This is a genomic window from Sphingomonas sp. P3_C6 (assembly GCF_056402595.1).
This window is the reverse complement of sequence record NZ_JBFUHB010000023.1, coordinates 23274-42264: the sequence shown is the minus strand read 5'-3', so window position 1 is coordinate 42264 and position 18991 is coordinate 23274. Positions and strand designations below refer to the sequence as shown.

At 65.6% G+C, this 18991-nt stretch carries 22 protein-coding genes and 1 tRNA gene; 16 read left to right on the top strand and 7 right to left on the bottom strand.

Features of this window, described 5'->3' with window-relative positions:
- Nucleotides 1-87 precede the first annotated feature (87 nt).
- Together AC1DT7_RS18455 and AC1DT7_RS18450 are read left to right on the top strand one after the other, a co-directional pair.
- Nucleotides 88-666 carry a PadR family transcriptional regulator gene (locus tag AC1DT7_RS18455; RefSeq protein ID WP_478037617.1) on the top strand — a complete coding sequence of 193 codons (579 nt, stop codon included), beginning with the start codon at nucleotides 88-90 and terminating at the stop codon, nucleotides 664-666.
- The gene (locus tag AC1DT7_RS18450; RefSeq protein ID WP_478037616.1) at nucleotides 663-953 is read left to right on the top strand and encodes a DUF2218 domain-containing protein; all 291 of its coding nucleotides are present in this window, start codon (nucleotides 663-665) and stop codon (nucleotides 951-953) included. The genes AC1DT7_RS18455 and AC1DT7_RS18450 overlap by 4 nt, the downstream gene beginning before the upstream one ends.
- A 130-nt stretch (nucleotides 954-1083) precedes the next feature.
- Here the strand turns inward: AC1DT7_RS18450 and AC1DT7_RS18445 are convergent, their stop codons facing one another.
- Nucleotides 1084-2235: a glycosyltransferase family 4 protein gene (locus AC1DT7_RS18445; protein WP_478037615.1), complete on the bottom strand. Its 1152-nt coding sequence runs from the start codon at nucleotides 2233-2235 to the stop codon at nucleotides 1084-1086.
- 232 nt (nucleotides 2236-2467) lie between these two features.
- Here AC1DT7_RS18445 and AC1DT7_RS18440 point away from each other — a divergent pair, with 232 nt between their 5' ends.
- The 7 genes from AC1DT7_RS18440 to AC1DT7_RS18410 all read left to right on the top strand — a co-directional run bounded on the left by AC1DT7_RS18440 (nucleotide 2468) and on the right by AC1DT7_RS18410 (nucleotide 8305).
- Nucleotides 2468-3175, top strand: coding sequence for a glutathione binding-like protein (locus AC1DT7_RS18440; protein WP_478037613.1), 708 nt, complete (start codon nucleotides 2468-2470; stop codon nucleotides 3173-3175).
- Nucleotides 3176-3356: 181 nt separating this feature from the next.
- A complete protein-coding gene (gene radA, locus AC1DT7_RS18435; RefSeq protein WP_478037612.1) occupies nucleotides 3357-4730 on the top strand; it encodes a DNA repair protein RadA in 1374 nt (457 codons plus the stop codon).
- Nucleotides 4731-4832: 102 nt separating this feature from the next.
- Nucleotides 4833-5402, top strand: coding sequence for a CvpA family protein (locus AC1DT7_RS18430; protein ID WP_478037610.1), 570 nt, complete (start codon nucleotides 4833-4835; stop codon nucleotides 5400-5402).
- Nucleotides 5399-5833 carry an iron-sulfur cluster assembly scaffold protein gene (locus AC1DT7_RS18425; protein WP_478037609.1) on the top strand — a complete coding sequence of 145 codons (435 nt, stop codon included), beginning with the start codon at nucleotides 5399-5401 and terminating at the stop codon, nucleotides 5831-5833. The genes AC1DT7_RS18430 and AC1DT7_RS18425 overlap by 4 nt, the downstream gene beginning before the upstream one ends.
- A complete protein-coding gene (locus AC1DT7_RS18420) occupies nucleotides 5830-7584 on the top strand; it encodes a cation:proton antiporter domain-containing protein (protein ID WP_478037608.1) in 1755 nt (584 codons plus the stop codon). The genes AC1DT7_RS18425 and AC1DT7_RS18420 overlap by 4 nt, the downstream gene beginning before the upstream one ends.
- Nucleotides 7581-7958 (top strand): diacylglycerol kinase, encoded by a 378-nt coding sequence (locus AC1DT7_RS18415; protein WP_478037606.1) that lies wholly within the window; start codon nucleotides 7581-7583, stop codon nucleotides 7956-7958. The genes AC1DT7_RS18420 and AC1DT7_RS18415 overlap by 4 nt, the downstream gene beginning before the upstream one ends.
- A gap of 11 nt (nucleotides 7959-7969) precedes the next feature.
- Nucleotides 7970-8305 carry a DUF423 domain-containing protein gene (locus AC1DT7_RS18410; protein WP_478037605.1) on the top strand — a complete coding sequence of 112 codons (336 nt, stop codon included), beginning with the start codon at nucleotides 7970-7972 and terminating at the stop codon, nucleotides 8303-8305.
- Between the two features lie 60 nt (nucleotides 8306-8365).
- Here AC1DT7_RS18410 and aroB read toward each other — a convergent pair whose 3' ends face one another.
- Together aroB and AC1DT7_RS18400 are read right to left on the bottom strand one after the other, a co-directional pair.
- Nucleotides 8366-9472 carry a 3-dehydroquinate synthase gene (gene aroB, locus AC1DT7_RS18405; RefSeq protein WP_478037604.1) on the bottom strand — a complete coding sequence of 369 codons (1107 nt, stop codon included), beginning with the start codon at nucleotides 9470-9472 and terminating at the stop codon, nucleotides 8366-8368.
- Nucleotides 9469-10008: a shikimate kinase gene (locus AC1DT7_RS18400; RefSeq protein WP_478037663.1), complete on the bottom strand. Its 540-nt coding sequence runs from the start codon at nucleotides 10006-10008 to the stop codon at nucleotides 9469-9471. The genes aroB and AC1DT7_RS18400 overlap by 4 nt, the downstream gene beginning before the upstream one ends.
- Nucleotides 10009-10106: 98 nt before the next feature.
- Between AC1DT7_RS18400 and AC1DT7_RS18395 the strand changes: the two genes are divergently transcribed.
- The 4 genes from AC1DT7_RS18395 to AC1DT7_RS18380 are packed head-to-tail and all read left to right on the top strand — an operon-like array spanning nucleotide 10107 to nucleotide 13904.
- The gene (locus AC1DT7_RS18395; RefSeq protein ID WP_272626644.1) at nucleotides 10107-10244 is read left to right on the top strand and encodes a hypothetical protein; all 138 of its coding nucleotides are present in this window, start codon (nucleotides 10107-10109) and stop codon (nucleotides 10242-10244) included.
- A complete protein-coding gene (locus AC1DT7_RS18390) occupies nucleotides 10225-12030 on the top strand; it encodes a hypothetical protein (RefSeq protein ID WP_478037602.1) in 1806 nt (601 codons plus the stop codon). Before AC1DT7_RS18395 ends, AC1DT7_RS18390 begins: the two co-directional genes overlap by 20 nt.
- A complete protein-coding gene (locus tag AC1DT7_RS18385) occupies nucleotides 12027-12944 on the top strand; it encodes a tyrosine recombinase (RefSeq protein ID WP_478037601.1) in 918 nt (305 codons plus the stop codon). Before AC1DT7_RS18390 ends, AC1DT7_RS18385 begins: the two co-directional genes overlap by 4 nt.
- Before the next feature lie 12 nt (nucleotides 12945-12956).
- A complete protein-coding gene (locus AC1DT7_RS18380) occupies nucleotides 12957-13904 on the top strand; it encodes an acetyl-CoA carboxylase carboxyltransferase subunit alpha (protein ID WP_478037600.1) in 948 nt (315 codons plus the stop codon).
- Nucleotides 13905-14030: 126 nt separating this feature from the next.
- Here the strand turns inward: AC1DT7_RS18380 and AC1DT7_RS18375 are convergent, their stop codons facing one another.
- Both AC1DT7_RS18375 and AC1DT7_RS18370 read right to left on the bottom strand, forming a co-directional pair.
- A complete protein-coding gene (locus AC1DT7_RS18375) occupies nucleotides 14031-14204 on the bottom strand; it encodes a Flp family type IVb pilin (RefSeq protein WP_478037599.1) in 174 nt (57 codons plus the stop codon).
- Nucleotides 14205-14332: 128 nt separating this feature from the next.
- The gene (locus AC1DT7_RS18370; RefSeq protein WP_478037662.1) at nucleotides 14333-14521 is read right to left on the bottom strand and encodes a Flp family type IVb pilin; all 189 of its coding nucleotides are present in this window, start codon (nucleotides 14519-14521) and stop codon (nucleotides 14333-14335) included.
- A gap of 66 nt (nucleotides 14522-14587) precedes the next feature.
- On the opposite strand from AC1DT7_RS18370, the gene AC1DT7_RS18365 reads away from it, so the two are divergent.
- Both AC1DT7_RS18365 and AC1DT7_RS18360 read left to right on the top strand, forming a co-directional pair.
- Entirely contained in the window at nucleotides 14588-15004 is a 417-nt protein-coding gene (locus AC1DT7_RS18365; RefSeq protein ID WP_478037597.1) for a (deoxy)nucleoside triphosphate pyrophosphohydrolase, read from the top strand.
- Between the two features lie 48 nt (nucleotides 15005-15052).
- On the top strand, nucleotides 15053-16192 hold the full coding sequence (locus tag AC1DT7_RS18360) for a sterol desaturase family protein (protein WP_478037596.1): 1140 nt from the start codon (nucleotides 15053-15055) through the stop codon (nucleotides 16190-16192).
- 110 nt (nucleotides 16193-16302) lie between these two features.
- Here AC1DT7_RS18360 and AC1DT7_RS18355 read toward each other — a convergent pair whose 3' ends face one another.
- Nucleotides 16303-17943 (bottom strand): acetolactate synthase large subunit, encoded by a 1641-nt coding sequence (locus tag AC1DT7_RS18355; protein ID WP_478037594.1) that lies wholly within the window; start codon nucleotides 17941-17943, stop codon nucleotides 16303-16305.
- A 197-nt stretch (nucleotides 17944-18140) separates the two neighbouring features.
- A tRNA-Cys gene (locus AC1DT7_RS18350) sits at nucleotides 18141-18214 on the bottom strand.
- Between the two features lie 136 nt (nucleotides 18215-18350).
- Between AC1DT7_RS18350 and AC1DT7_RS18345 the strand changes: the two genes are divergently transcribed.
- Entirely contained in the window at nucleotides 18351-18983 is a 633-nt protein-coding gene (locus AC1DT7_RS18345) for an OB-fold-containig protein (RefSeq protein WP_478037592.1), read from the top strand.
- Nucleotides 18984-18991 lie beyond the last annotated feature (8 nt).

Genomic DNA, 18991 nt, shown 5'->3' with positions numbered 1-18991 from the left:
ATCGCGTTCCCGAAAAAATCCCCCTTGTCAAAACCGACTCAAGATATATCTTGGAGCAATCGTGATACACAAAGAGGAAAACCGATAATGTTTCATCATCATATGCGCGGCCGCGATTGCGGCCCACGGGGCGGGCGCTTCAGCCGCGGCCCCTTCTCCTTCCAGTGGGAAGTGCATGGCCATGGCGAACGCGGCGGCCGCAGTCGGCGCATGTTCGACGGCAGCGAGCTTCGCCTCGTCCTGCTCAAGCTGATCGAGGAGCAGCCGCGCCACGGCTACGACCTGATCCGCGACATCGAGGAGCGCACCGGCGGAGCCTATGCGCCAAGCCCCGGCGTGATCTACCCGACCCTGACCATGCTCGACGACATGGGCCTGATCGAGGAGCAGAAGTCGGAAGGCTCGAAGAAGCTCTACGCGATCACCAATGCCGGCAAGGCACTGCTCACCGAGCGCGAGGAAGAGGTGGAGGCGCTGTTCGCCCGGCTCGAGGATCTCGGATCGATGCGTGAACGCACCAGTGGCGGTCCGGTCCGCCGGGCCATGGGCAATCTCAAGGCGGTGCTTCAGCAGAAGCTTGGCGAGCATGAGGTCGATGGCGACACGCTGCACCATATCGCGGCGCTGATCGACGAGGCTGCCCAGAAGATCGAGCGGCTGAAATGAGCGTCTCGGTCGCCCGGGTGCCGACCCAGTCGGCCAGCCGCTATCTCCAGCAACTCGCCAAGCACTGGAGCCACAAGATGACGGTCGTGTTCTCTCCCGAGGAGGGCACGATCGACTTCCCCAACGGCAGTAGGCTGGAGATGCAGGCGGACAGCGAAAGCCTGGACGTCGTGCTGACCGTGCCAGACGATGCCGAGGACGAGCGGATGCGCGGCGTCGTCGCGAGCCATCTCGACCGCTTCGCCTTCCGCGAGGCGCCGCTCACCTTCGACTGGCGGACGCCGTAATTTCCCTCTCCCGGCGGGAGAGGGAGGGAGCGCGTAGCGCGGAAGGGTGAGGGCGACATGCCATTCAGCCCAACCCCGCGCCACATTCGTCTCGACCCCGAAGGCTGGTCGCACTCCGGCAGCCGGAGGGTTATTTCCCTCGCCGAGCCAGTACCGCGAGATAGGTATCGAGCACCGCCTGGTTGACCGTTTCCCAACGATAGCCGGCGGCCTTGGCGTGTCCGGCCTCGCCGGCGGCATGGCGGAACGCGTCGTCTTCGCAGAAGCGTCGAAGCGCATCGGCATAGCCCTTGATGTCGGTCGGATCGACGATCAGACCGGTGACCCCGTCGTCGATCAGGCCGACCGCGCCGGAAGCGTGGGCCGCCACCACCGGGACTTTCGCTGCCATTGCCTCCAGCGTCACATTGCCGAAGGTCTCGGTCACGCTCGGGTTGAAGAACACATCCATGGAGGCGACCGCACGGCCAAGGTCATCGCCCGACTGGAAGCCGGCGAACACGGCGTCCGGAATCTCCTGGGCGAACCAGTCGCGTGCCGGGCCTTCGCCCACCACCAATGTCTTGTGCCGGACGCCGAGCGCGTCGAGCGCGTGCATCGCGTCGGCGAACACGTCGAGGCCCTTTTCCTTCACCAGCCGGCCGAGAAACCCGATCGCGATCTCGTCGTCGGCGATGCCCAGGCTTCGGCGCCATTCGAGGCTACGCCGGTCGGGGTTGAAGCGATCGTGATTCACCCCGCGCGACCAGCGCGAGATATGGGACGTCACGCCCCAGTCGCGCAGGATCTCGCCCATCATCTGGCTCGGCGCGAGCACCTCGTCGACGCGCGAATAGAATTTGCGCTGCGCATTGATGATGATCGGTTCGAGGAAGCCGATGCCGTAATAGCGGACATAGGTCTCGAACCGCGTGTGGTAGGACGCGACCGAGGCGATGCCGTTCCGCTCTGCATAACGTACCGCGGCATGCCCCAGCCAGTCGGGTGCGGAGACATGGATCAGGTTCGGCGCGAAGGCGTCGACATCCCGCCGGGTCTTTGCGGGCATGCCGCGCGCGAGCTTGTACTCCGCCCGCCCGCCGGGCAGCTTGATCGAGGGCACGCTGACGAGGTCGCCGGTCGCCGCGAAGGCGGGGCGTCGGCTGGTCGGGGAATAGACGCGCACCGTCGCGCCCTGCTTAAGGAGATGGCCGACAAGAAGGTTGAGAGCCTGATTCGCGCCGTCGCGCGTATAATTATAGTTGCCGCTGAACAGCGCGACGCGGAGGTCTTTCGCTTGCATGGCGGGCGCATAGACCCGCCGGAGCGAAACGCCAATCTCCCTGCGCGCCAAGTATGACTTTATGTTTCTGGCCGGTGCGGTCGGAATGAGGGGGCCAATCGTTTGTCCGGACGAGCCGACAACCACATCATTCCCGATAGTCGGCGCGACGCATGATGATATCGGCGGGCAACGTCGTTCTTCAGATGCTAGGCCGTGGCGATGCCTCTATGGTGCGCGCAAGGAGACCTTCATGACCGACCTGTCCGATTTTCCGATTACGAAGCGCTGGCCCGCGCAGCATCCCGACCGGATCCAGCTCTATTCACTGCCGACGCCGAACGGGGTGAAGGCATCGATCATGCTCGAGGAGACCGGGCTGGCCTACGAGGCGCACCTCGTCGATTTCGCGACGAATGACCAGAAATCCCCGGAATTCGTGTCGCTCAACCCGAACGGCAAGATCCCGGCGATGATCGACCCCACCGGCCCCGGCGGCAAGCCGCTCGGCCTGTTCGAAAGCGGTGCGATCCTGCTGTATCTCGCCGGAAAGACGGGCAAGTTCATCCCCAACAACCCCACCGGCCGCTGGGAGGCGACTCAATGGGTGATGTTCCAGATGGGCGGTGTCGGGCCGATGTTCGGGCAGCTCGGTTTCTTCAACAAGTTCGCCGGCAAGGACTGGGAGGATAAACGCCCGCTCGGTCGTTATGTCGATGAATCTAAGCGCCTGCTCGGCGTGATGGACGCGGCGCTGGCGGGCAAGGACTGGTTTCTCGGCGACGAATATACCATTGCCGACATCTCGATGCTCGGCTGGGTGCGCAACCTGATCGGCTTCTACGAAGCGCGCGATCTGGTCGGTTTCGACGATTTCAGGAATGTCTCCGCGTGGCTTGAGCGCGGGCTGGCGCGCCCTGCGGTGCAGCGCGGCCTGACTATCCCCGCAAAGCCGGCCTGATCCACCGCCTGGCCTGACCCTATAACGTCACCCCGGACTTTTTCCCGGGGTCCATGGCTGCCCAACCGCAACGACTGTGGGCCCGCGGAAGCATGGATGCCGGAACAAGTCCGGCATGACGAGGTGGGGGTGCGTGGAAAAGTTTGTTCCCCTCCCGTTCCTTTTTCGTTAAAGCCTCCAAATGGCAAAACCCCAGAAGCGCTATGTCTGCCAGGCCTGCGGATCGGTCGCGAACCGCTGGGCCGGGCAGTGTGCCGATTGTGCGGAGTGGAATAGCCTGGTCGAGGAAGTGGGCGGCACCGTCACGCCGTTCCAGGCCAAGCACAACCTCCAGTCGGGCGGCCGCTCGGTCACGATGGTCGGGCTCGACGCCGATATCGCGCTGCCCGAACGCATGCCGAGCGGCATTGCCGAGCTCGACCGCGCGCTCGGGGGCGGTTTCGTCGAGGCATCGGCGACGCTCATCGGCGGCGACCCCGGCATCGGCAAGTCGACGCTGTTGCTCCAGGCGGCGGCTAAGATGGCGCTTGCCGGCCTGCCGGTCGCCTATGTCTCGGGCGAGGAAGCGGCCGATCAGGTTCGCCTGCGCGCGCGCCGGCTCGGTCTCGGCAATGCCCCGGTTCAGCTCGCCGCGGCGACTTCGACCCGCGATATCCTGACGACCCTGGGGCAGGGCCGGGCGCCGGCCCTGCTGGTGATCGATTCGATCCAGACCATGCATTCCGACCTGATCGAGGGCGCTCCCGGCACCGTCAGCCAGGTTCGCGCCTCGGCGCAGGAACTGATCCGCTTTGCCAAGGAGCGCGGCACCGCTGTGGTCCTGGTCGGACACGTCACCAAGGACGGCAGCATCGCCGGCCCCCGCGTGCTCGAACATATGGTCGATACGGTGCTCAGCTTCGAAGGCGAACGCAGCCATCAATATCGCATCCTCCGCGCGATCAAGAACCGCTTTGGCGGCACCGATGAGATCGGCGTGTTCGCCATGGTTGCGGAGGGGCTGGCCGAAATCTCCAACCCCAGCGCACTGTTCCTGACTCAGCGCGACGAGGGCGTTACCGGCACCACCGTCTTCCCCGCGCTCGAGGGCACCCGGCCGGTTCTGGTCGAGATCCAGGCGCTGGTCGTCCGCCTCGCCAGCGGCGCCACCCCGCGCCGTGCCGTGGTCGGTTGGGACTCGGGGCGACTGGCGATGGTCCTCGCGGTGCTGGAGGCGCGGTGCGGCCTCAGTTTCTCGGCGTGCGAAGTCTATCTCAACATCGCCGGCGGCTACCGGGTGCAGGATCCCGCTGCCGATCTGGCGGTGGCTGCGGCGCTCGTCTCGGCCCTGTCGGAGCGGCCGGTGCCGTCGGATGCCGTCGCGTTCGGCGAGATCGCGCTGTCGGGCGAGATTCGCCCGGTCGCCCATGGCGCGCTCAGGCTCAAGGAATCGGGCAAGCTCGGCTTCGAGCGGGCGCTGGTGCCCGCGGCCATCACCAATGACAAGTCGCCATTGAAGCTGTCGGGATTCCGTACCCTCGGTCAGTTCGTTGACCATATGCTGGGCCGCGGGTAGCGCTGGGCGCCGAAGACACCTACCTGCCAATCGTGCCGGGCGGAAACGGGGCTTGTCGAGAGCCCGCTGCCGGTAGCGAACGGGGGAAAGCCAAGGCGTATCATGGGACTGACCGCACTCGACATCCTCGTACTGATCGCGGTCGGCGGGGCCGCGATCCTCGGCCTGATGCGCGGCTTCGTGACAGAGATCCTGTCGCTGTTCGCCTGGGTCGCGATAGTCTTCGCGATCAAGCTGTTCCATATGCCGCTCACGCACCTCTTGTCCGGTTCGGTCGGCACGGTGACCGGGGCTGCAGTGCTGGCTTTCGCGATCATCGCCGGCGTCACCTATTTTGCAGGGCGGGCGGTGGCCAATGTGCTCGGGTCGCGCACTCGCGATTCGATCCTGGGACCGGTCGATCGCGCGCTCGGCTTCGGCTTTGGCGCGCTGAAGGGTCTGATCCTGGCCAGCCTCGGCTTCCTGCTCGTCGCGCTGATGACCGATACGGTGAGCGGCGGCCCGACCCATCGCCCCGAATGGCTCACCTCCGCGCGGACCTATCCGCTGCTCAACACGACCAGCGCGAGCATCGCCGATTTCGTCGATCGCCGCCGCAAGGGCAAACCGGTGTTCGGCCCTGCGGATAACGCCGCCACCCCAGCCACCAATATCAGTGAGGAGCGGCCATGAACGCACCGCTCTACAATGCCGAGATCCTGCGCCTCGCAGCGACTGTCCCGCATCATGACCGCCTGCCCGAGCCAATGGGCACATCGGAGAAACGCTCTCCCGTCTGCGGCAGCCGCGTCACCGTCGATATCAATGTCGACGATCAAGGCCGGGTCAGCGAGGTTGGCCTGCTGGTGCGCGCCTGTGCGCTCGGCCAGGCATCCTCGTCGCTGATGGGCGCGAGCGTCATCGGCAAGTCGCCCGAGGAACTGGCTGCTGCCCGCGATGCGCTGGCGGCATGGCTGGCGGGCGAGGGGCCCTTGCCCGACTGGCCCGGCTTCGCGCTTTTCACACCGGCGTTGCCGCACAGCGCGCGCCACGCCTCGATCCGTCTCGCGTTCGAGGCAGCGGCAGAGGCCGCCGCGACCGCCCGTGCAGGGCTCGACGCATGAGCGAATCCCTGCTCTTCGACGCGGTGATCCTGCTTGGCTCCGGCCTTGTCTTTGTCCTGATCTTCCGCCGCTTCGGCCTTGGTGCGACCCTTGGCTATCTCGTCGCCGGCGCACTGGTCGGCCCGCAGGCGCTCGGGCTGGTCGGCGGTGCCGAATCGAAGATCGGCGTCGCCGAACTCGGCATTACCCTGCTGCTGTTCATCGTCGGGCTCGAACTGAATCCGCAGCGGCTGTGGAAACTGAAGAACGAGATTTTTGCCCTCGGCCTGATGCAGGTCGTGCTGTGCGGCATCGCCGTGTCGGGCGTGGTCTGGGCCATCACCCAATTCTCGCCCGCTGCCGCATTGGCGCTCGGTTTGCCGCTTGCGCTTTCCTCGACCGCGCAGGTCCTGCCGATGCTCCAGTCGGCCGGACGCATGCGCACCCCGTTCGGTGAACGCGCCTTTTCGATCCTGCTGTTCCAGGATCTGTCGATCGTCCCGCTCATCACCATCGTCGCGGTGATGTCGCGCAATCCGGCGGATGCCGCCGGGCCGCCGGGCTGGCTGTTGTTCATCTATACCGTGCTGGCAGTCGCGGGGCTCATCCTGATCGGGCGCTACGCCCTTCGGCCTCTGTTCCGGATCATCGGCAATCTCGGCGAGCGCGAGATGTTCGTGTTTGCCGGCCTGTTCACCGTCATCGCCGCCGCGGCGCTGATGGAGGCGCTTCATTTGTCGACCGCGCTCGGTGCTTTCGTCGCCGGTGTCATGCTGGCCGACAGCCCGTACCGGCATGAACTGGAGGCCGATGTCGAGCCGTTCCGCTCGATCCTGCTCGGCCTGTTCTTCCTCGCGGTCGGCATGATGCTCGATCTTCATGCCATCGCCGAACGACCCTTCTTCGTCGTCGGCATGGCGCTGGCGCTGATCGTCACCAAGCTGGTGATCATCATGGGGCTCGGCCTGCTGTTCAAGATGACGTGGCGCGGCGCGCTCGCGCTCGGCCTGTTGCTCAGCCAGGGCGGCGAATTCGGTTTCGTGCTGTTCGCCCAGGCGCAGAATGCGATGCTGATCGCGCCTGAGGCTGCCAGCCTGTTCGGAGCCGTCGTCACCTTGTCGATGGCCACCACCCCGTTCCTGATGAAGGCGACCGCGCGCATCCGCACCGAACCGGAAACCGACGGCGGCACGCGCGAAGGCCCGGTCTCGGACGGCGCGAATGCGCTGATCGTCGGCTATGGCCGTTTCGGGCAGACGGTCGGCCAGATGCTGATCGCGCAGGGCGTGCCCGTGACCTTGATCGACACCGATATCGAGATGATCGACGTTGCCGGCAGCTTCGGCGCCAAGGTCTATTATGGCGACGGGACGAGGCTCGATCTCCTGCGTCAGGCGGGCGCGGCGGATGCGGAACTGATCCTGTTCTGCACCGACGGCGACCAGATCACCCCGGAAATGATCGAGGCGGTGCATGAGGCGTTCCCCAACGCGGCGATCTTCGTGCGCGCCTATGACCGGCGCTCGCTGATCAAGCTGAAGGGGGCGCCGGTGCGCGGCGTCGTCCGCGAAGTGCTCGAATCCGCGATCAGGATGGCGCGCATGGCCATGTCCAGCCTCGGCATCGACGATGAGGAGATCGCCCGTACCGAGGACATGTACCGGGCTCGCGACAAGGAACGGCTCAAGGCCCAGGTCGAGGCAGGCGATATTCGCGCCGCGGTCGACCGGGTCATCACCCAGCCGTTGCGCGGCGAGGAAGGCAGCGTGTGAAAAACCGCTCGCTCGCCGCGCGGATCGGTTTCGCCCTGGCGGGCTGGCGTGCCGCCTGGTCGCGGGAGCGTAGTTTCAGGACCCAGGCATGGTGTGCGCTTCTCGCCTTCATCGCCCTGTGCACGCTCCAGCCGTCGATCCTCTGGTGGGTCGTGGTCATGCTGATCTGCGCGCTGGTTCTGGCGCTCGAGTTGATCAATTCGGCGCTCGAGGCATTGATCGATCTGCTTCATCCGGCGGTCCATCCGGAGATCAAGGTCATCAAGGACATGCTCGCCGGCGCGGTGCTCGCGATCAGCTGCGCCGCCCTGTTCGCGGGGCTGATGCTGGCCGGCGCCTATGTCTGGGCACAATTGCTCTCGCTGGAAAGTTGAAGGAAGCCGCCATGAACCCGATCGTCCTTTTGGCGGCCCTGTCCGGTGCGCTCGCCGTCGCCGCCGGCGCGTTCGGCGCGCATGGCGCAAGCGGGCCCGCGGTCGACTGGCTCAAGACCGGCGCGCAATATCAACTGCTCCATGCCGTCGCTGCCCTGGCGATATTGCGGCTCGACGCGAAAGGACCGGCCATCCTGTTTCTCGCCGGTGCCGCGATCTTTGCCGGCTCGCTGTACCTGATGGCGCTCGGCCTGCCGCGCTGGCTCGGCGCCGTCACGCCCATCGGGGGTGTGTTGCTGATTTCGGGCTGGCTGTGGCTTGCCTGGCTGGCGACGCGCCGGGCCTGACGGGAGGTCTCGGGGGCGCCCGGGAAACCCGGTCGAAAGCCCTCGATTCGCGCATCGCCGTCAGGTTCGGCCGCCATCCTCGTCCAGGAACGCGGCGACGTCGCCCAGCGCCACCGACTTGTCGAGAAATGTCTGCCCGATGCCCCGCGCAAGCAGGAAGGGCAGGGTGCCCGCATCCATCTTCTTGTCATGGAGCATATGGTCGACCAGCGTCACGCCGTCCGCTTCCAGGCCGGCTGCGGCGACGCCGTCCGGCAGGCCGATCGCCTTCAGATGTGCGGTGACGCGCTCGGCATCCTGGCCCGGCGCAAGGCCCTTTGCCGCTGAGTAGCGGAAAGCCAGCGCCATGCCGGCCCCGACCGCTTCGCCGTGCAGCAGCCGGTCGGAAAAGCCGGCTTCGGCCTCCAGCGCATGGCCGAAGGTGTGGCCGAGATTGAGCAGCGCCCGCACCCCGGTCGTCTCGCGCTCGTCGGCGGCGACGATCCGCGCCTTGGCGGCGACCGAATGGGCGATGGCATATTCGCGCGCGGCCGGATCGCCGGCGAGCAGTGCGGCGGCGTTCGCCTCGCACCATTCGAAAAAGGCGAAATCGTCGATCAGGCCGTATTTCACGACCTCGGCATACCCGGCGCGAACCTGACGCAACGGCAGCGTGTCGAGCACTTGCGGGTCGATCRGCACCATGGCTGGCTGGTGGAAGGCGCCGATCAGGTTCTTGCCGGCGCGCGCATTGATCGCGGTTTTGCCGCCGACCGACGAATCGACCTGCGCCAGCAGGGTGGTCGGGATCTGCACGAAGCCGCAGCCGCGCTTCACGATCGCGGTGGCGAAGCCGACCAGGTCGCCGATCACGCCGCCGCCCAAGGCGATGACATGGTCGCCGCGCTCGACACCAAGGTCGAGCAACCGGTCGGTGAGGTGCTCCAGCGTCGCCCAGCTCTTCGATCCTTCGCCGGCCGTCAGTACGATCGCCTCGCTCGCAACACCGGCCGCGGTCAGCGATGCCTGCAGCGTTGCCAGGTGCGGCAGGACATTCTCGTCGGTAACGATCGCCATCGTCCGGCCGCGCGACAGCGGGGCGAGGCGTTCGCCGGACCGTGCCAGTAGTCCGTCCTCGATCACCACCTCATAGCTGCGCGCGCCGAGGGAAACGGTGATGCTTGTCATAAGCGCAGGGCTTTCAGGATCGAGTTCACGGTCGTTTCGTGCGGCGCGTGATGGCTCGCCACACGGATTTGGGCCAGCGCGTAGATGGGATTGCGTACCTTGGCCAGTTCGTCGAGCACCTTGCGCGGGTCGCGATTGCGCAGCAGCGGTCTCGTGTCGCGCCGGCCGACACGGTCGGCCAGCACGGCGGGATTCGCGTCGAGCCAGATCGACAGCGCCTGGTCGAGGATCAGCGCGCGGGTCTCGTCGTTGATGAAGGCGCCGCCGCCGGTGGCGATCACTTTCGGCGTGCCGTCTATCAGCCGGGCGATCACCCGCCGCTCGCCGTCCCGGAAATGCGCTTCGCCGAATCGCTCGAAGATTTCGGTGATGGTCATGCCGGCGGCAGCTTCGATCTCCGAGTCGGCGTCGACGAAGGGCAAGCGCATGCGCGCCGCCAGACGACGGCCCACCGTGGATTTACCGGCACCCATCAGCCCTACAAGGACGATCGGCAGGCCGGTCCAGTCCGGTATTGGGGGATGGCTTTGCAACATGGAGGCGGGGGCTATACAGCGAGCCCGCGTCTCGGGCAAAAGGCGCGCGCAGTAGATTTTCTCACGTCTGTTTAAACGTGTCTGTACAAGGTTCGCTCATGTCCCGTTCGCTGATAGCGCTCATCGTCATCCTGGTCGTCGTGATCGGGGGACTGTTTTTCCTGGCCGGGCGTACGAACGAAAAGCCGCTGACCCGGGTCGAGAAGGTAGTACCGCTTGCGAATCTCTCGAACTAGCGTCGCGCTCGGCGCGATTGCCGCGGTACTTGTCGGCGTGGGGCTTCCCGCGCTGGGGCAGGACAAACCCGAATCGCTGTTGCCGCCCGGCTTCGGCGATCCAGTCGCCGCGCCCGCGCCGACACCCGCACCAGCGCCGGCAAGGCCGTCGGCGCCGACCCAGATCCTGCCGGTAACACCCACACCGGCGGCGGGGTCGGTTGACGGCGTCCTGCCGACGCCCGACGCATCGGCCACGCCTGGCGAGCCGGTGCCGATCGATCCGGCGGTGCTCGCCCGGTACAATATGCCGGAATATGCGCGCCGGTCGCTCGCCTCGGTCGGTCCGGTCGGCCCCGATGGCGGCGGTATCGATCCGCGCGCGTTCGGCGATGCCGACGGACATTATGTCGAAACGCTGATGCGCCGCCTCGACGTGCCGATCGCGTCGCGCTGGCTGTCGATCGCGCTGCGTCGCGGGCTGGTCTCGCGGGTCGATACGCCCCGGGGGATCAACGGTGCCGATTTCGCCGCCGAACGCGCCTGGCTGTTGCTGCGCATGGGCGAATCGGTCGCGGCGCGCGGCGTCGTCCAGAGCGTCGACAGCGAAAATTACACGCCAAAGCTCTATGAGATCGCGATGCAGGCGGCACTAGCGACGGGCGACCCCGGCGCGTTCTGCCCGGTCGCCGATGGCGGCGCGGCGCTCCAGCGCGAGCGCGCCTGGGTGATGGCGCAGGCGATCTGCGCCGGGCTCGCCGGGGAACCGCGCAAGGCTCAGGCACTGATCACCGCCGCGCGCAAATCGGGCGTCGCGGGCGGTATCGACCTGCTGCTCGCGCAGAAGGTGACCGGCGCGGGTGCCAGCGGCCAGCAGGCCGTGACGATCGAATGGGACAGCGTCGATCGCCTGACCGCCTGGCGCTACGGCCTGGCAATGGCGAGCGCGGTGGAGATTCCCGAGCCGCTGTTCGCGACCGTCTCCTCCAACGTTCAGGCGTGGCGGGCTCAGTCCCCCGGCCTGACGGCGCGCATGCGGGTGGCTCCGGCCGAGCAGGCGGCGGTACGCGGCGTGTTCTCGAACGCGGCATTGGTCGATCTCTATGGCACGATCGATGCGGAGGACGATCAGTCGATCGCCGAGAGCGGCATCGCCCGCGACCTGCGTAGTGCCTATACCGCCGGCGACATTCCGGGCCGGCTCGATGCGCTGAAGCAGCTCTGGGACGAACCCAAGACGCCGGAAGGCCGCTACGCCCGCCTGATCCTGACCGCGCGTGCCGCAGTGCGGATACCGGTCGGCTCAGAGGGCGCCGATGCCGACCGGATCGTCGCCTCGATGCTGACCGCCGGAATCGATCGTGGCGCGATGCGCTGGCGGGCCAGCGTGCCGGCTGGTGGCGATGCCTGGGCAATGCTGGCGCTTGCCGATCCGGCCGCCGTCTCGTCGAGCTGGTCGGACGTGAATAGCTATGCCAGCGCGAATGATCCGGGTGGCCTGAAGAAACGCATGTTCTTCGCCGGCATGGCCGGGCTAGGGCGTCTGTCGGCCGACGATGTCGAGCGCGGCGCCCGGTCGCTCGACGTTCAGATCGGCATCGACAATTCCTGGACCCGTGCGCTGGCGCGTGCGGCGCAGGGACGTCAGCAGGGAACGGTGCTGGTTCTGGCCGCGATCGGTATGCAGACCTCGCTATGGCACGGGGTGCCGCCCGAAGCGCTCTACAATATCGTCACCGCCTTGCGCGCGGTGGGGCTGCAGGCGGAGGCACGGATGATCGCCGCCGAGGCCCTGGCGCGGCTTTGACTGTCGCGCCCGGCCCGGGCACCGATCGAGCGCTGATCGAGCGCTTCCTGGAGATGATGGCCGCCGAAGCAGGCGCGGCAAAGAACACCATCGCCGCCTACCGCAGCGATCTCGCCCTCGCGTCGGATTTCCTGGCCGCCGGTCTCGCAGCAGCGTCGGCCGACGATCTCGCCCGCCTGGGTGCCCAGTGGCTAGAGCTGTCGCGCGCCAGCGTCGCGCGCAAATCGGCTGCGCTCCGTCGGTTCTTCGCCTTTCTCGCCGATGAGGGGCATCGTGGCGACGATCCGGGCGCCGCCTTGCCCCGGCCGGGCGCGCAACGGCCCTTGCCCAAGGTGCTCGGGCATGAGGATATCGACCGCTTGTTCGCGGCGATCGCGACGCGCATCGCGCGCGTGCCGCCCGACCCCAATGATCTGCGGCTCTCGGCCCTGGTCGAGCTGCTCTACGGATCGGGCCTGCGCGCGACCGAGCTCGTCTCGCTCCCCCGCAACGCCATCGCGCCCGACCGACCCTATCTGATCCTGCGCGGCAAGGGCGGGCGCGAGCGGCTGGTTCCGATCTCGGATCGCGCCCGTGCCGCCGTGGCAGCCTGGCGTGCGCACGTCGCAACCGACCGGGCCTGGCTCTTCCCGTCGGGCAAGGCGCATCTGTCGCGTGTCCGCCTCTATCAGTTGCTCAAGGCGCTGGCGGCGGAAGCGGGCATCCCGCCAGACCGGGTGAGTCCGCACGTGCTGCGCCATGCCTTCGCCACGCACCTGCTCGCTGGCGGCGCCGACCTGCGCGCATTGCAGTCGATGCTCGGCCATGCCGACATCGCCACGACCGAAATCTATACCCATGTTGACGCCAGCCGATTGGTCGAACTGGTCAACACGCGCCATCCTCTCGTTGACGTGAAGAGGCGCGGGGCCTAACCGACGCGACCGATGGCAAGCTTCCTCGATTTCGAGAAACCGATCGCCGAGCTGCAAAGCCGGATCGATGAACTCCGCGAAACCGCAGCCGATGGCGCGGTCGATATTGATTCGGAGGTCGCGCGGCTTCAGGCCAAGTCCGACAAGCTCCTGCGCGACACCTATTCCAAACTCACGCCGTGGCAGAAGACGCAGGTTGCCCGCCACGGGGAGCGCCCGCACTTCAAGGATTATGTCGCCGGGCTGTTCGACGAGTTCATGCCGCTCGCGGGCGATCGTGCGTTCGGCGACGATCAGGCGATCCTTGGCGGTTTCGCGCGGTTCCGCGGCCGCAAGGTGCTGGTGATAGGCCATGAAAAGGGCGACGACACCGCCAGCCGCCTCCGTCACAATTTCGGCATGGGCAAGCCGGAGGGTTATCGCAAGGCGATCCGCCTGATGCAGCTTGCAGACCGGTTCGGCCTTCCGGTGCTGACCCTGGTCGATACCTCGGGCGCCTTTCCCGGCGTCCAGGCGGAGGAACGCGGCCAGGCCGAGGCCATCGCCCGTTCGACCGAGCAATGCCTTGCACTCGGCGTGCCGCTGATCTCGGCGGTGGTGGGTGAGGGCGGCTCGGGCGGCGCGATCGCGCTTGCGGCGGGCAACAAGGTGCTGATGTTCGAGCATGCGGTTTATTCGGTCATCTCGCCCGAAGGCTGCGCCTCGATCCTCTGGCGTACCGCCGACAAGGCGCCTGAAGCCGCGGAAGCGATGAAGGTGACCGCACAGGATCTGAAGGAACTGGGCGTGATCGACACGATCGTGTCCGAACCGCTCGGCGGCGCACACCGCGACCCGGCGCTTGCCATCTCCAATCTCGGCGACGCTATCGATGGCGCGCTGGCCGAGATGGGCAATCAGGGCCCTGACCAGCTCCGCCGCAGCCGTCGCGAGAAATTCCTGGCGATCGGTCGGCTCTGAAACGCCCACGGAATCGATCGTAGCGCGCTACGTCTTGCCACGACGAGCAAGAAAAAGGGCGGCGGAACCATGGTTCCGCCGCCCGATTTCGTTGACGTGTTTCGGGCTGTGTGCCCGAACTCAGTCTTAGGTGGCGCTCGCCTTCATGTTGGACGAAACGTTCGTGAAGGTGGTCTTGAGCGAGTTACCCAGGCCCTGCATCGCTGCGATCGCTGCGACGGCGATCAGCGCGGCGATCAGGCCGTACTCGATTGCGGTTGCGCCCTTGCTGTTCTTGACGAATTTGCGGAAAGATTTCATGATTCCGGTCTCCAATGGTCTAAAGCTTCAGTACCCGGCCGATCCGGGAGGACCGGAGCAGCAAGGCCGTGTTTAGGATCGGTAGGTTGAGAAAAGTTTAAGCCGAAAGGCCGATTCTGAGGAACCAATCAACCGTTCGAACGTGTCGCCGTATCGATTTTCGTGTTCACGTTGGTCCACATACCCGTGGTGCTGTTGGCGACCTCGATGAACGATGCGATCATGGTGATGACGACCAGGGCGGCGATCAGGCCATATTCGATCGCCGTGCCGCCCTTGCGGTCCCTCATCAGCTTCCTGATCATGTCGAACAGCATCAAGGGTTTGTCCCGGCCCGAAAACGTTGCCGAATTCTAACCCTGGAGCGTTAATGAATGCCGAATATGGCCGAACCCGCAGCCTCGGCGATTTCCCTGGTGGTCGCCGTCGCACTGCTCGACCGTGAAGGCAGGCTGCTCGTGCAGCGCCGTCCGGAAGGAAAGTCGATGGCCGGGTTGTGGGAGTTCCCGGGCGGCAAGGTCGAGCCCGGCGAGACCCCCGAGGTGGCCCTTGTCCGCGAGCTTGCCGAGGAACTCGGCGTCAAGGTGAACCCGGCGGACCTGCAGGCCGCCACCTTTGCCAGCGAACCACTCGCCGGCCGTCATCTGCTGCTCTTGCTCTATATCTGCCGGATATGGGAAGGCACGCCGTGCGCGCTCCATGCGGAAAAGCTCCTCTGGTGCGCGCCCGACCATCTCTACAATCTGGAGATGCCGCCGGCCGACCTGCCGCTGATCCCGCAGCTCGAGGCGTTGATCTGACGTTAAGTGCTCAGACCTGATCGTGACCATGGCATTCGAGGAATTGGAATGAAACGCGGATTTTTCGGTAGCCTGCTGCACGATCTCGAAGCGCCGATCGAGGCGCGGGGGCTCGGCACCGGCTGGTTCGCCGGCTTCTTCGCCCTCGTCTGTGCGATTGCCGGGCTGTGCTTCGTCGCTGCGCTGCGCTGGCCGGAATGGTTCGGCATGCCGCAGCTTGGCGTTGTACGAGACCTCGCCGGCTTTCGCATCGCCGTCCATGCAACGCTGCTGGCGGCCTATGGCCTTGCTTTGCTCAGCCTGTTGCTGCGGCCGCGCAAGGCGCTCGGCGCGGCGGCCCTGGTCATTGCGCTCGCCGCCACGCTGCTAGGCGGGGCGGCGGTGCAGCCAAGCGAAAGCCACGCTTGGGGCATCTTCTTCGGTATCGATTTTTTCGCGCTGAACATGATCGCGACCGGCCTGATGTTCGCCCCGATCGAGCGCATCTTTCCGCACCGGGCATCGCAGCGCCTGTTTCGCACCGAATGGCGCGAGGACCTGTTCTACTATCTCGTCAGCTCGATGCTGGTGCAGCTCATCACCTTCCTCGCGCTCGCACCGTCCACTTTCATCATGGCGTCGAGCACTGGCTTTGGCAGCTTCCGCGCGATGGTCGCGAGCCAACCCTGGTTGCTCCAGTTCGTCGAAGCGATGTTCCTGACCGATCTGACGCAATATTGGTTCCACCGCGCCTTCCACCGCTGGCCGCTCCTGTGGGGCTTCCACGCGGTGCATCACTCCGCCAAGTCGATGGACTGGCTCGCCGGATCGCGCATGCATTTCGTCGAAGTCGTGCTCCTGCGCGGCGTTACCTCGCTGCCGCTGCTGACGCTCGGCTTCGCGCCTTCGGTGATGCAGGCCTATGTCGCGATGGTCTATATCTACGCCTCGCTCGTGCACGCGAACCTGCGCGGCAATTTCGAGCTACTCGGCAAATTCCTTGTCATCCCGCGCTTCCACCACTGGCATCACGGCATCGAGGAGGTCGCGATCGACAAGAATTTCGCGATCCATTTCCCCTGGCTCGACCGGCTCTTCGGCACGCATTACCTGCCACCCGGCGAATGGCCGAGCGGCTATGGCGTCGCCGAGGAAGTGCCCCGGGGCTATCGCGCCCAGTTCGCCTATCCCTTCCGCCGTCGCGGTTGAGCGCCGCGTGCTGTTCATAGGTCGGTAAGGGCTGCCAGCCTGATACGGGCCGATCATGCGAAAGGCGCTGGAAGGACGCACGTGACCCGTGCGCTTCCGCGGGGGATTTCCTATAACCCTGCGCTTAGTTCCCTGATCTCGTGGTTCAGGATCCGGTCGTTATCGGCATAGTCCACCGGGCAATCGATCAGATGCACCCCCGGCATGGCCAGCGTATGGCTGAGCAACGCCGGCAGCTGCGCCGCGCTCTCCACCCGGTGCCCAAACGCGCCATAGGCCTCGGCATATTTGACGAAGTCCGGGTTGCCATAGGTCAGGCCGAAATCGGCAAACCCCATATTGGCCTGTTTCCAGCGGATCATGCCGTAGCTGCCGTCGTTGAGGATCAGCACGGTCAGGTCGAGCTTCAGCCGGACCGCCGTCTCCATCTCCTGGCTGTTCATCATGAACCCGCCATCGCCGCAGATCGCCATCACCTTGCGCCCGGGATAGAGCATTGCCGACGCCATGGCGGAGGGCAGGCCGGCACCCATCGTGGCCAGCGCATTGTCGAGCAGCACGGTGTTCTGCTTGCGCGCCGGATAGTTGCGGGCGAACCAGATCTTGTAGATGCCGTTGTCGAGCGCGATGATCCCGTCGCTTGGCATCGCCGCCCGCACCGCGCGCACCAGGCTCGGCGGAAAGATCGGGAAACGCTCGTCCCCTTCGAGCGAAGCGGTATGCGCCACCTCGGCTGCCCGCGCCGCGTGCATCGCCTCGAAGGACCAGCCGGCCGAGGGCACGATATCCTCCTTCATCTGCCAGATTGCGTTGGCGATATCGCCCAGCACCTCGATCTGCGGGAAATAGACCGGGTCGACTTCGGCCGACCGGCTGGAGACGTGGATCACCTCCGTCCCGCCCGCCTTCATGAAGAAGGGCGGCTTTTCGATCACGTCATGGCCGATATTCACGATCAGGTCGGCCGCCTCGATCGAGCGATGGACGAAGTCGCCGGCGGAAAGCGCCGCACAGCCGAGAAATTTCGGGTGGGTCTCGTCGATCACCCCCTTGCCGAGTTGGGTCGTGACGAAGGGGATGTTCGTCTTCTCGACGAACTGGAGCAGCATCCGTCCGGTCAGCTTGCGGTTCGCGCCCGCACCGATCACCAGCAAGGGCGACCTGGCCTGTTCGAGTCGTTCGACGGCGGCGCGCACTGCCTTTGGATCGGCCGAAGGCCGGCGGGACAGGCTCGCCTTGATCGGGCGGCTCTCGGTCGTCTCCTCGGCGACATCTTCCGGGAATTCGAGATGAGTCGCGCCCGGTTTCTCTTCCTCGGCCAGGCGGAAGCTCTCGCGCACCCGGCTCGGGATATTGTCGGCGCTGGCGAGCTGATGGGTGTATTTGGTGATCGGCCCCATCATCGCGACAACGTCGAGGATCTGGAACCGGCCCTGCTTGGATTTCTTGATCGGCTTCTGCCCGGTGATCATCAGGATCGGCATGCCGCCAAGCGTTGCATACGCCGCCGCGGTGACGAGGTTGGTCGCACCGGGCCCCAGCGTCGCCAGGCACACGCCCGTCTTGCCGGTGTGCCGCCCATAGGTCGCCGCCATGAAGCCGGCGCCCTGTTCGTGTCGGGTCAGCACCAGCTTGATCGGGGAACGCGACAGGCTGTCGAGGAAGTCGAGATTCTCCTCCCCCGGCACGCCGAACACATAGTCGACGCCTTCTTCCTCGAGGCATTTCACGAAAAGGTCGGAGGCTTTCATGGATCGTTCCTCCTGGCTGCGTCTCGGACGAAACGACTTGTGCCGCGACTCCGCGGACGGCGGGCGCTTTCGAAATAATATATTCTTTTGCCGTTAGAAAGTAGCGGTGCGGAGCGGCCGACGCCGATCGAGATCCGATCAAGGGTCAGACCTCCCCCGCCAACAAAGCGTTGGAAGGGGTGCATATTTCAAATGAGTGGAGGCCCGACCGGGAATCGAACCCGGGTGCAAGGATTTGCAGTCCTCTGCGTCACCACTCCGCCATCGGGCCAGAGGCGGGCGCAGATGCTTTCTTTTTGTCGCGCGGTCAACAGTGCTTGGCCATGCTTGGTCGATTTACCATCATGCCCTGGGAATGGCGCCGATCTCGCTTGACGCGGGTCGGGTGGGCACTCGATGATCGCGGCATGTTCTCGATTTTCCTGACGCCGGACTATTTTCCCTTTGCTGTCACGTTCGTCGTCATGCTCGGAATCGGCCTGATCGAGGCAGTCGGACTCGGAATCGGCCATCTCGATCTCCATCCGGGCATCGATGGGCACGGCGATATCGGCGATGTGCACGGTGTGCTCGACTGGCTCGGGCTGGGCGGCGGGATGCCGCTGCTGATTTGGCTTACGTCGCTGCTTTGCTGTTTCACGATTGCCGGCGTCGCCATTCAGCAGATCGCGACGGGTGCCGTCGGCGCACCATTGCATTGGGGTATCGCCTCGGCTGGCGCTCTCGCAGTCGGCGGTATCGCCAATATATTCGTCGCGAACGGCCTGGCGCGGATCATGCCGGGCTATGAATCGACCGTCATCGATACCGATGATCTTGTCCGTCGTCGCGGCACCATTTTGGAGGGCACCGCACGGCGCGGCTTGCCGGCTCGGGCAAGGGTCGTCGATCAATATGGCCAGGCTCATTATGTCATGGTCGAGCCGCATGACGATGCGGATGCCATCGCCCAGGGCGAAACTGTCCTGCTCGTGCGCCGGGAAGGCGTAATTTTCTACGCAGTGCCGGAAAGCCATCCGACCCTGCGCTCGCTGTCATAATCAAAACC

Excerpts from the sequence above, each read along its gene's own strand:
- AC1DT7_RS18455 (WP_478037617.1), top strand. The coding sequence starts at position 88 with ATGTTTCATCATCATATGCGCGGCCGCGATTGCGGCCCACGGGGCGGG.
- AC1DT7_RS18450 (WP_478037616.1), top strand. The coding sequence starts at position 663 with ATGAGCGTCTCGGTCGCCCGGGTGCCGACCCAGTCGGCCAGCCGCTAT.
- AC1DT7_RS18445 (WP_478037615.1), bottom strand. The coding sequence starts at position 2,235 with ATGCAAGCGAAAGACCTCCGCGTCGCGCTGTTCAGCGGCAACTATAAT.
- AC1DT7_RS18440 (WP_478037613.1), top strand. The coding sequence starts at position 2,468 with ATGACCGACCTGTCCGATTTTCCGATTACGAAGCGCTGGCCCGCGCAG.
- radA (WP_478037612.1), top strand. The coding sequence starts at position 3,357 with ATGGCAAAACCCCAGAAGCGCTATGTCTGCCAGGCCTGCGGATCGGTC.
- AC1DT7_RS18430 (WP_478037610.1), top strand. The coding sequence starts at position 4,833 with ATGGGACTGACCGCACTCGACATCCTCGTACTGATCGCGGTCGGCGGG.
- AC1DT7_RS18425 (WP_478037609.1), top strand. The coding sequence starts at position 5,399 with ATGAACGCACCGCTCTACAATGCCGAGATCCTGCGCCTCGCAGCGACT.
- AC1DT7_RS18420 (WP_478037608.1), top strand. The coding sequence starts at position 5,830 with ATGAGCGAATCCCTGCTCTTCGACGCGGTGATCCTGCTTGGCTCCGGC.
- AC1DT7_RS18410 (WP_478037605.1), top strand. The coding sequence starts at position 7,970 with ATGAACCCGATCGTCCTTTTGGCGGCCCTGTCCGGTGCGCTCGCCGTC.
- AC1DT7_RS18400 (WP_478037663.1), bottom strand. The coding sequence starts at position 10,008 with ATGTTGCAAAGCCATCCCCCAATACCGGACTGGACCGGCCTGCCGATC.
- AC1DT7_RS18395 (WP_272626644.1), top strand. The coding sequence starts at position 10,107 with ATGTCCCGTTCGCTGATAGCGCTCATCGTCATCCTGGTCGTCGTGATC.
- AC1DT7_RS18380 (WP_478037600.1), top strand. The coding sequence starts at position 12,957 with ATGGCAAGCTTCCTCGATTTCGAGAAACCGATCGCCGAGCTGCAAAGC.
- AC1DT7_RS18375 (WP_478037599.1), bottom strand. The coding sequence starts at position 14,204 with ATGAAATCTTTCCGCAAATTCGTCAAGAACAGCAAGGGCGCAACCGCA.
- AC1DT7_RS18370 (WP_478037662.1), bottom strand. The coding sequence starts at position 14,521 with ATGCTGTTCGACATGATCAGGAAGCTGATGAGGGACCGCAAGGGCGGC.
- AC1DT7_RS18365 (WP_478037597.1), top strand. The coding sequence starts at position 14,588 with ATGGCCGAACCCGCAGCCTCGGCGATTTCCCTGGTGGTCGCCGTCGCA.
- AC1DT7_RS18360 (WP_478037596.1), top strand. The coding sequence starts at position 15,053 with ATGAAACGCGGATTTTTCGGTAGCCTGCTGCACGATCTCGAAGCGCCG.
- AC1DT7_RS18355 (WP_478037594.1), bottom strand. The coding sequence starts at position 17,943 with ATGAAAGCCTCCGACCTTTTCGTGAAATGCCTCGAGGAAGAAGGCGTC.
- AC1DT7_RS18345 (WP_478037592.1), top strand. The coding sequence starts at position 18,351 with ATGTTCTCGATTTTCCTGACGCCGGACTATTTTCCCTTTGCTGTCACG.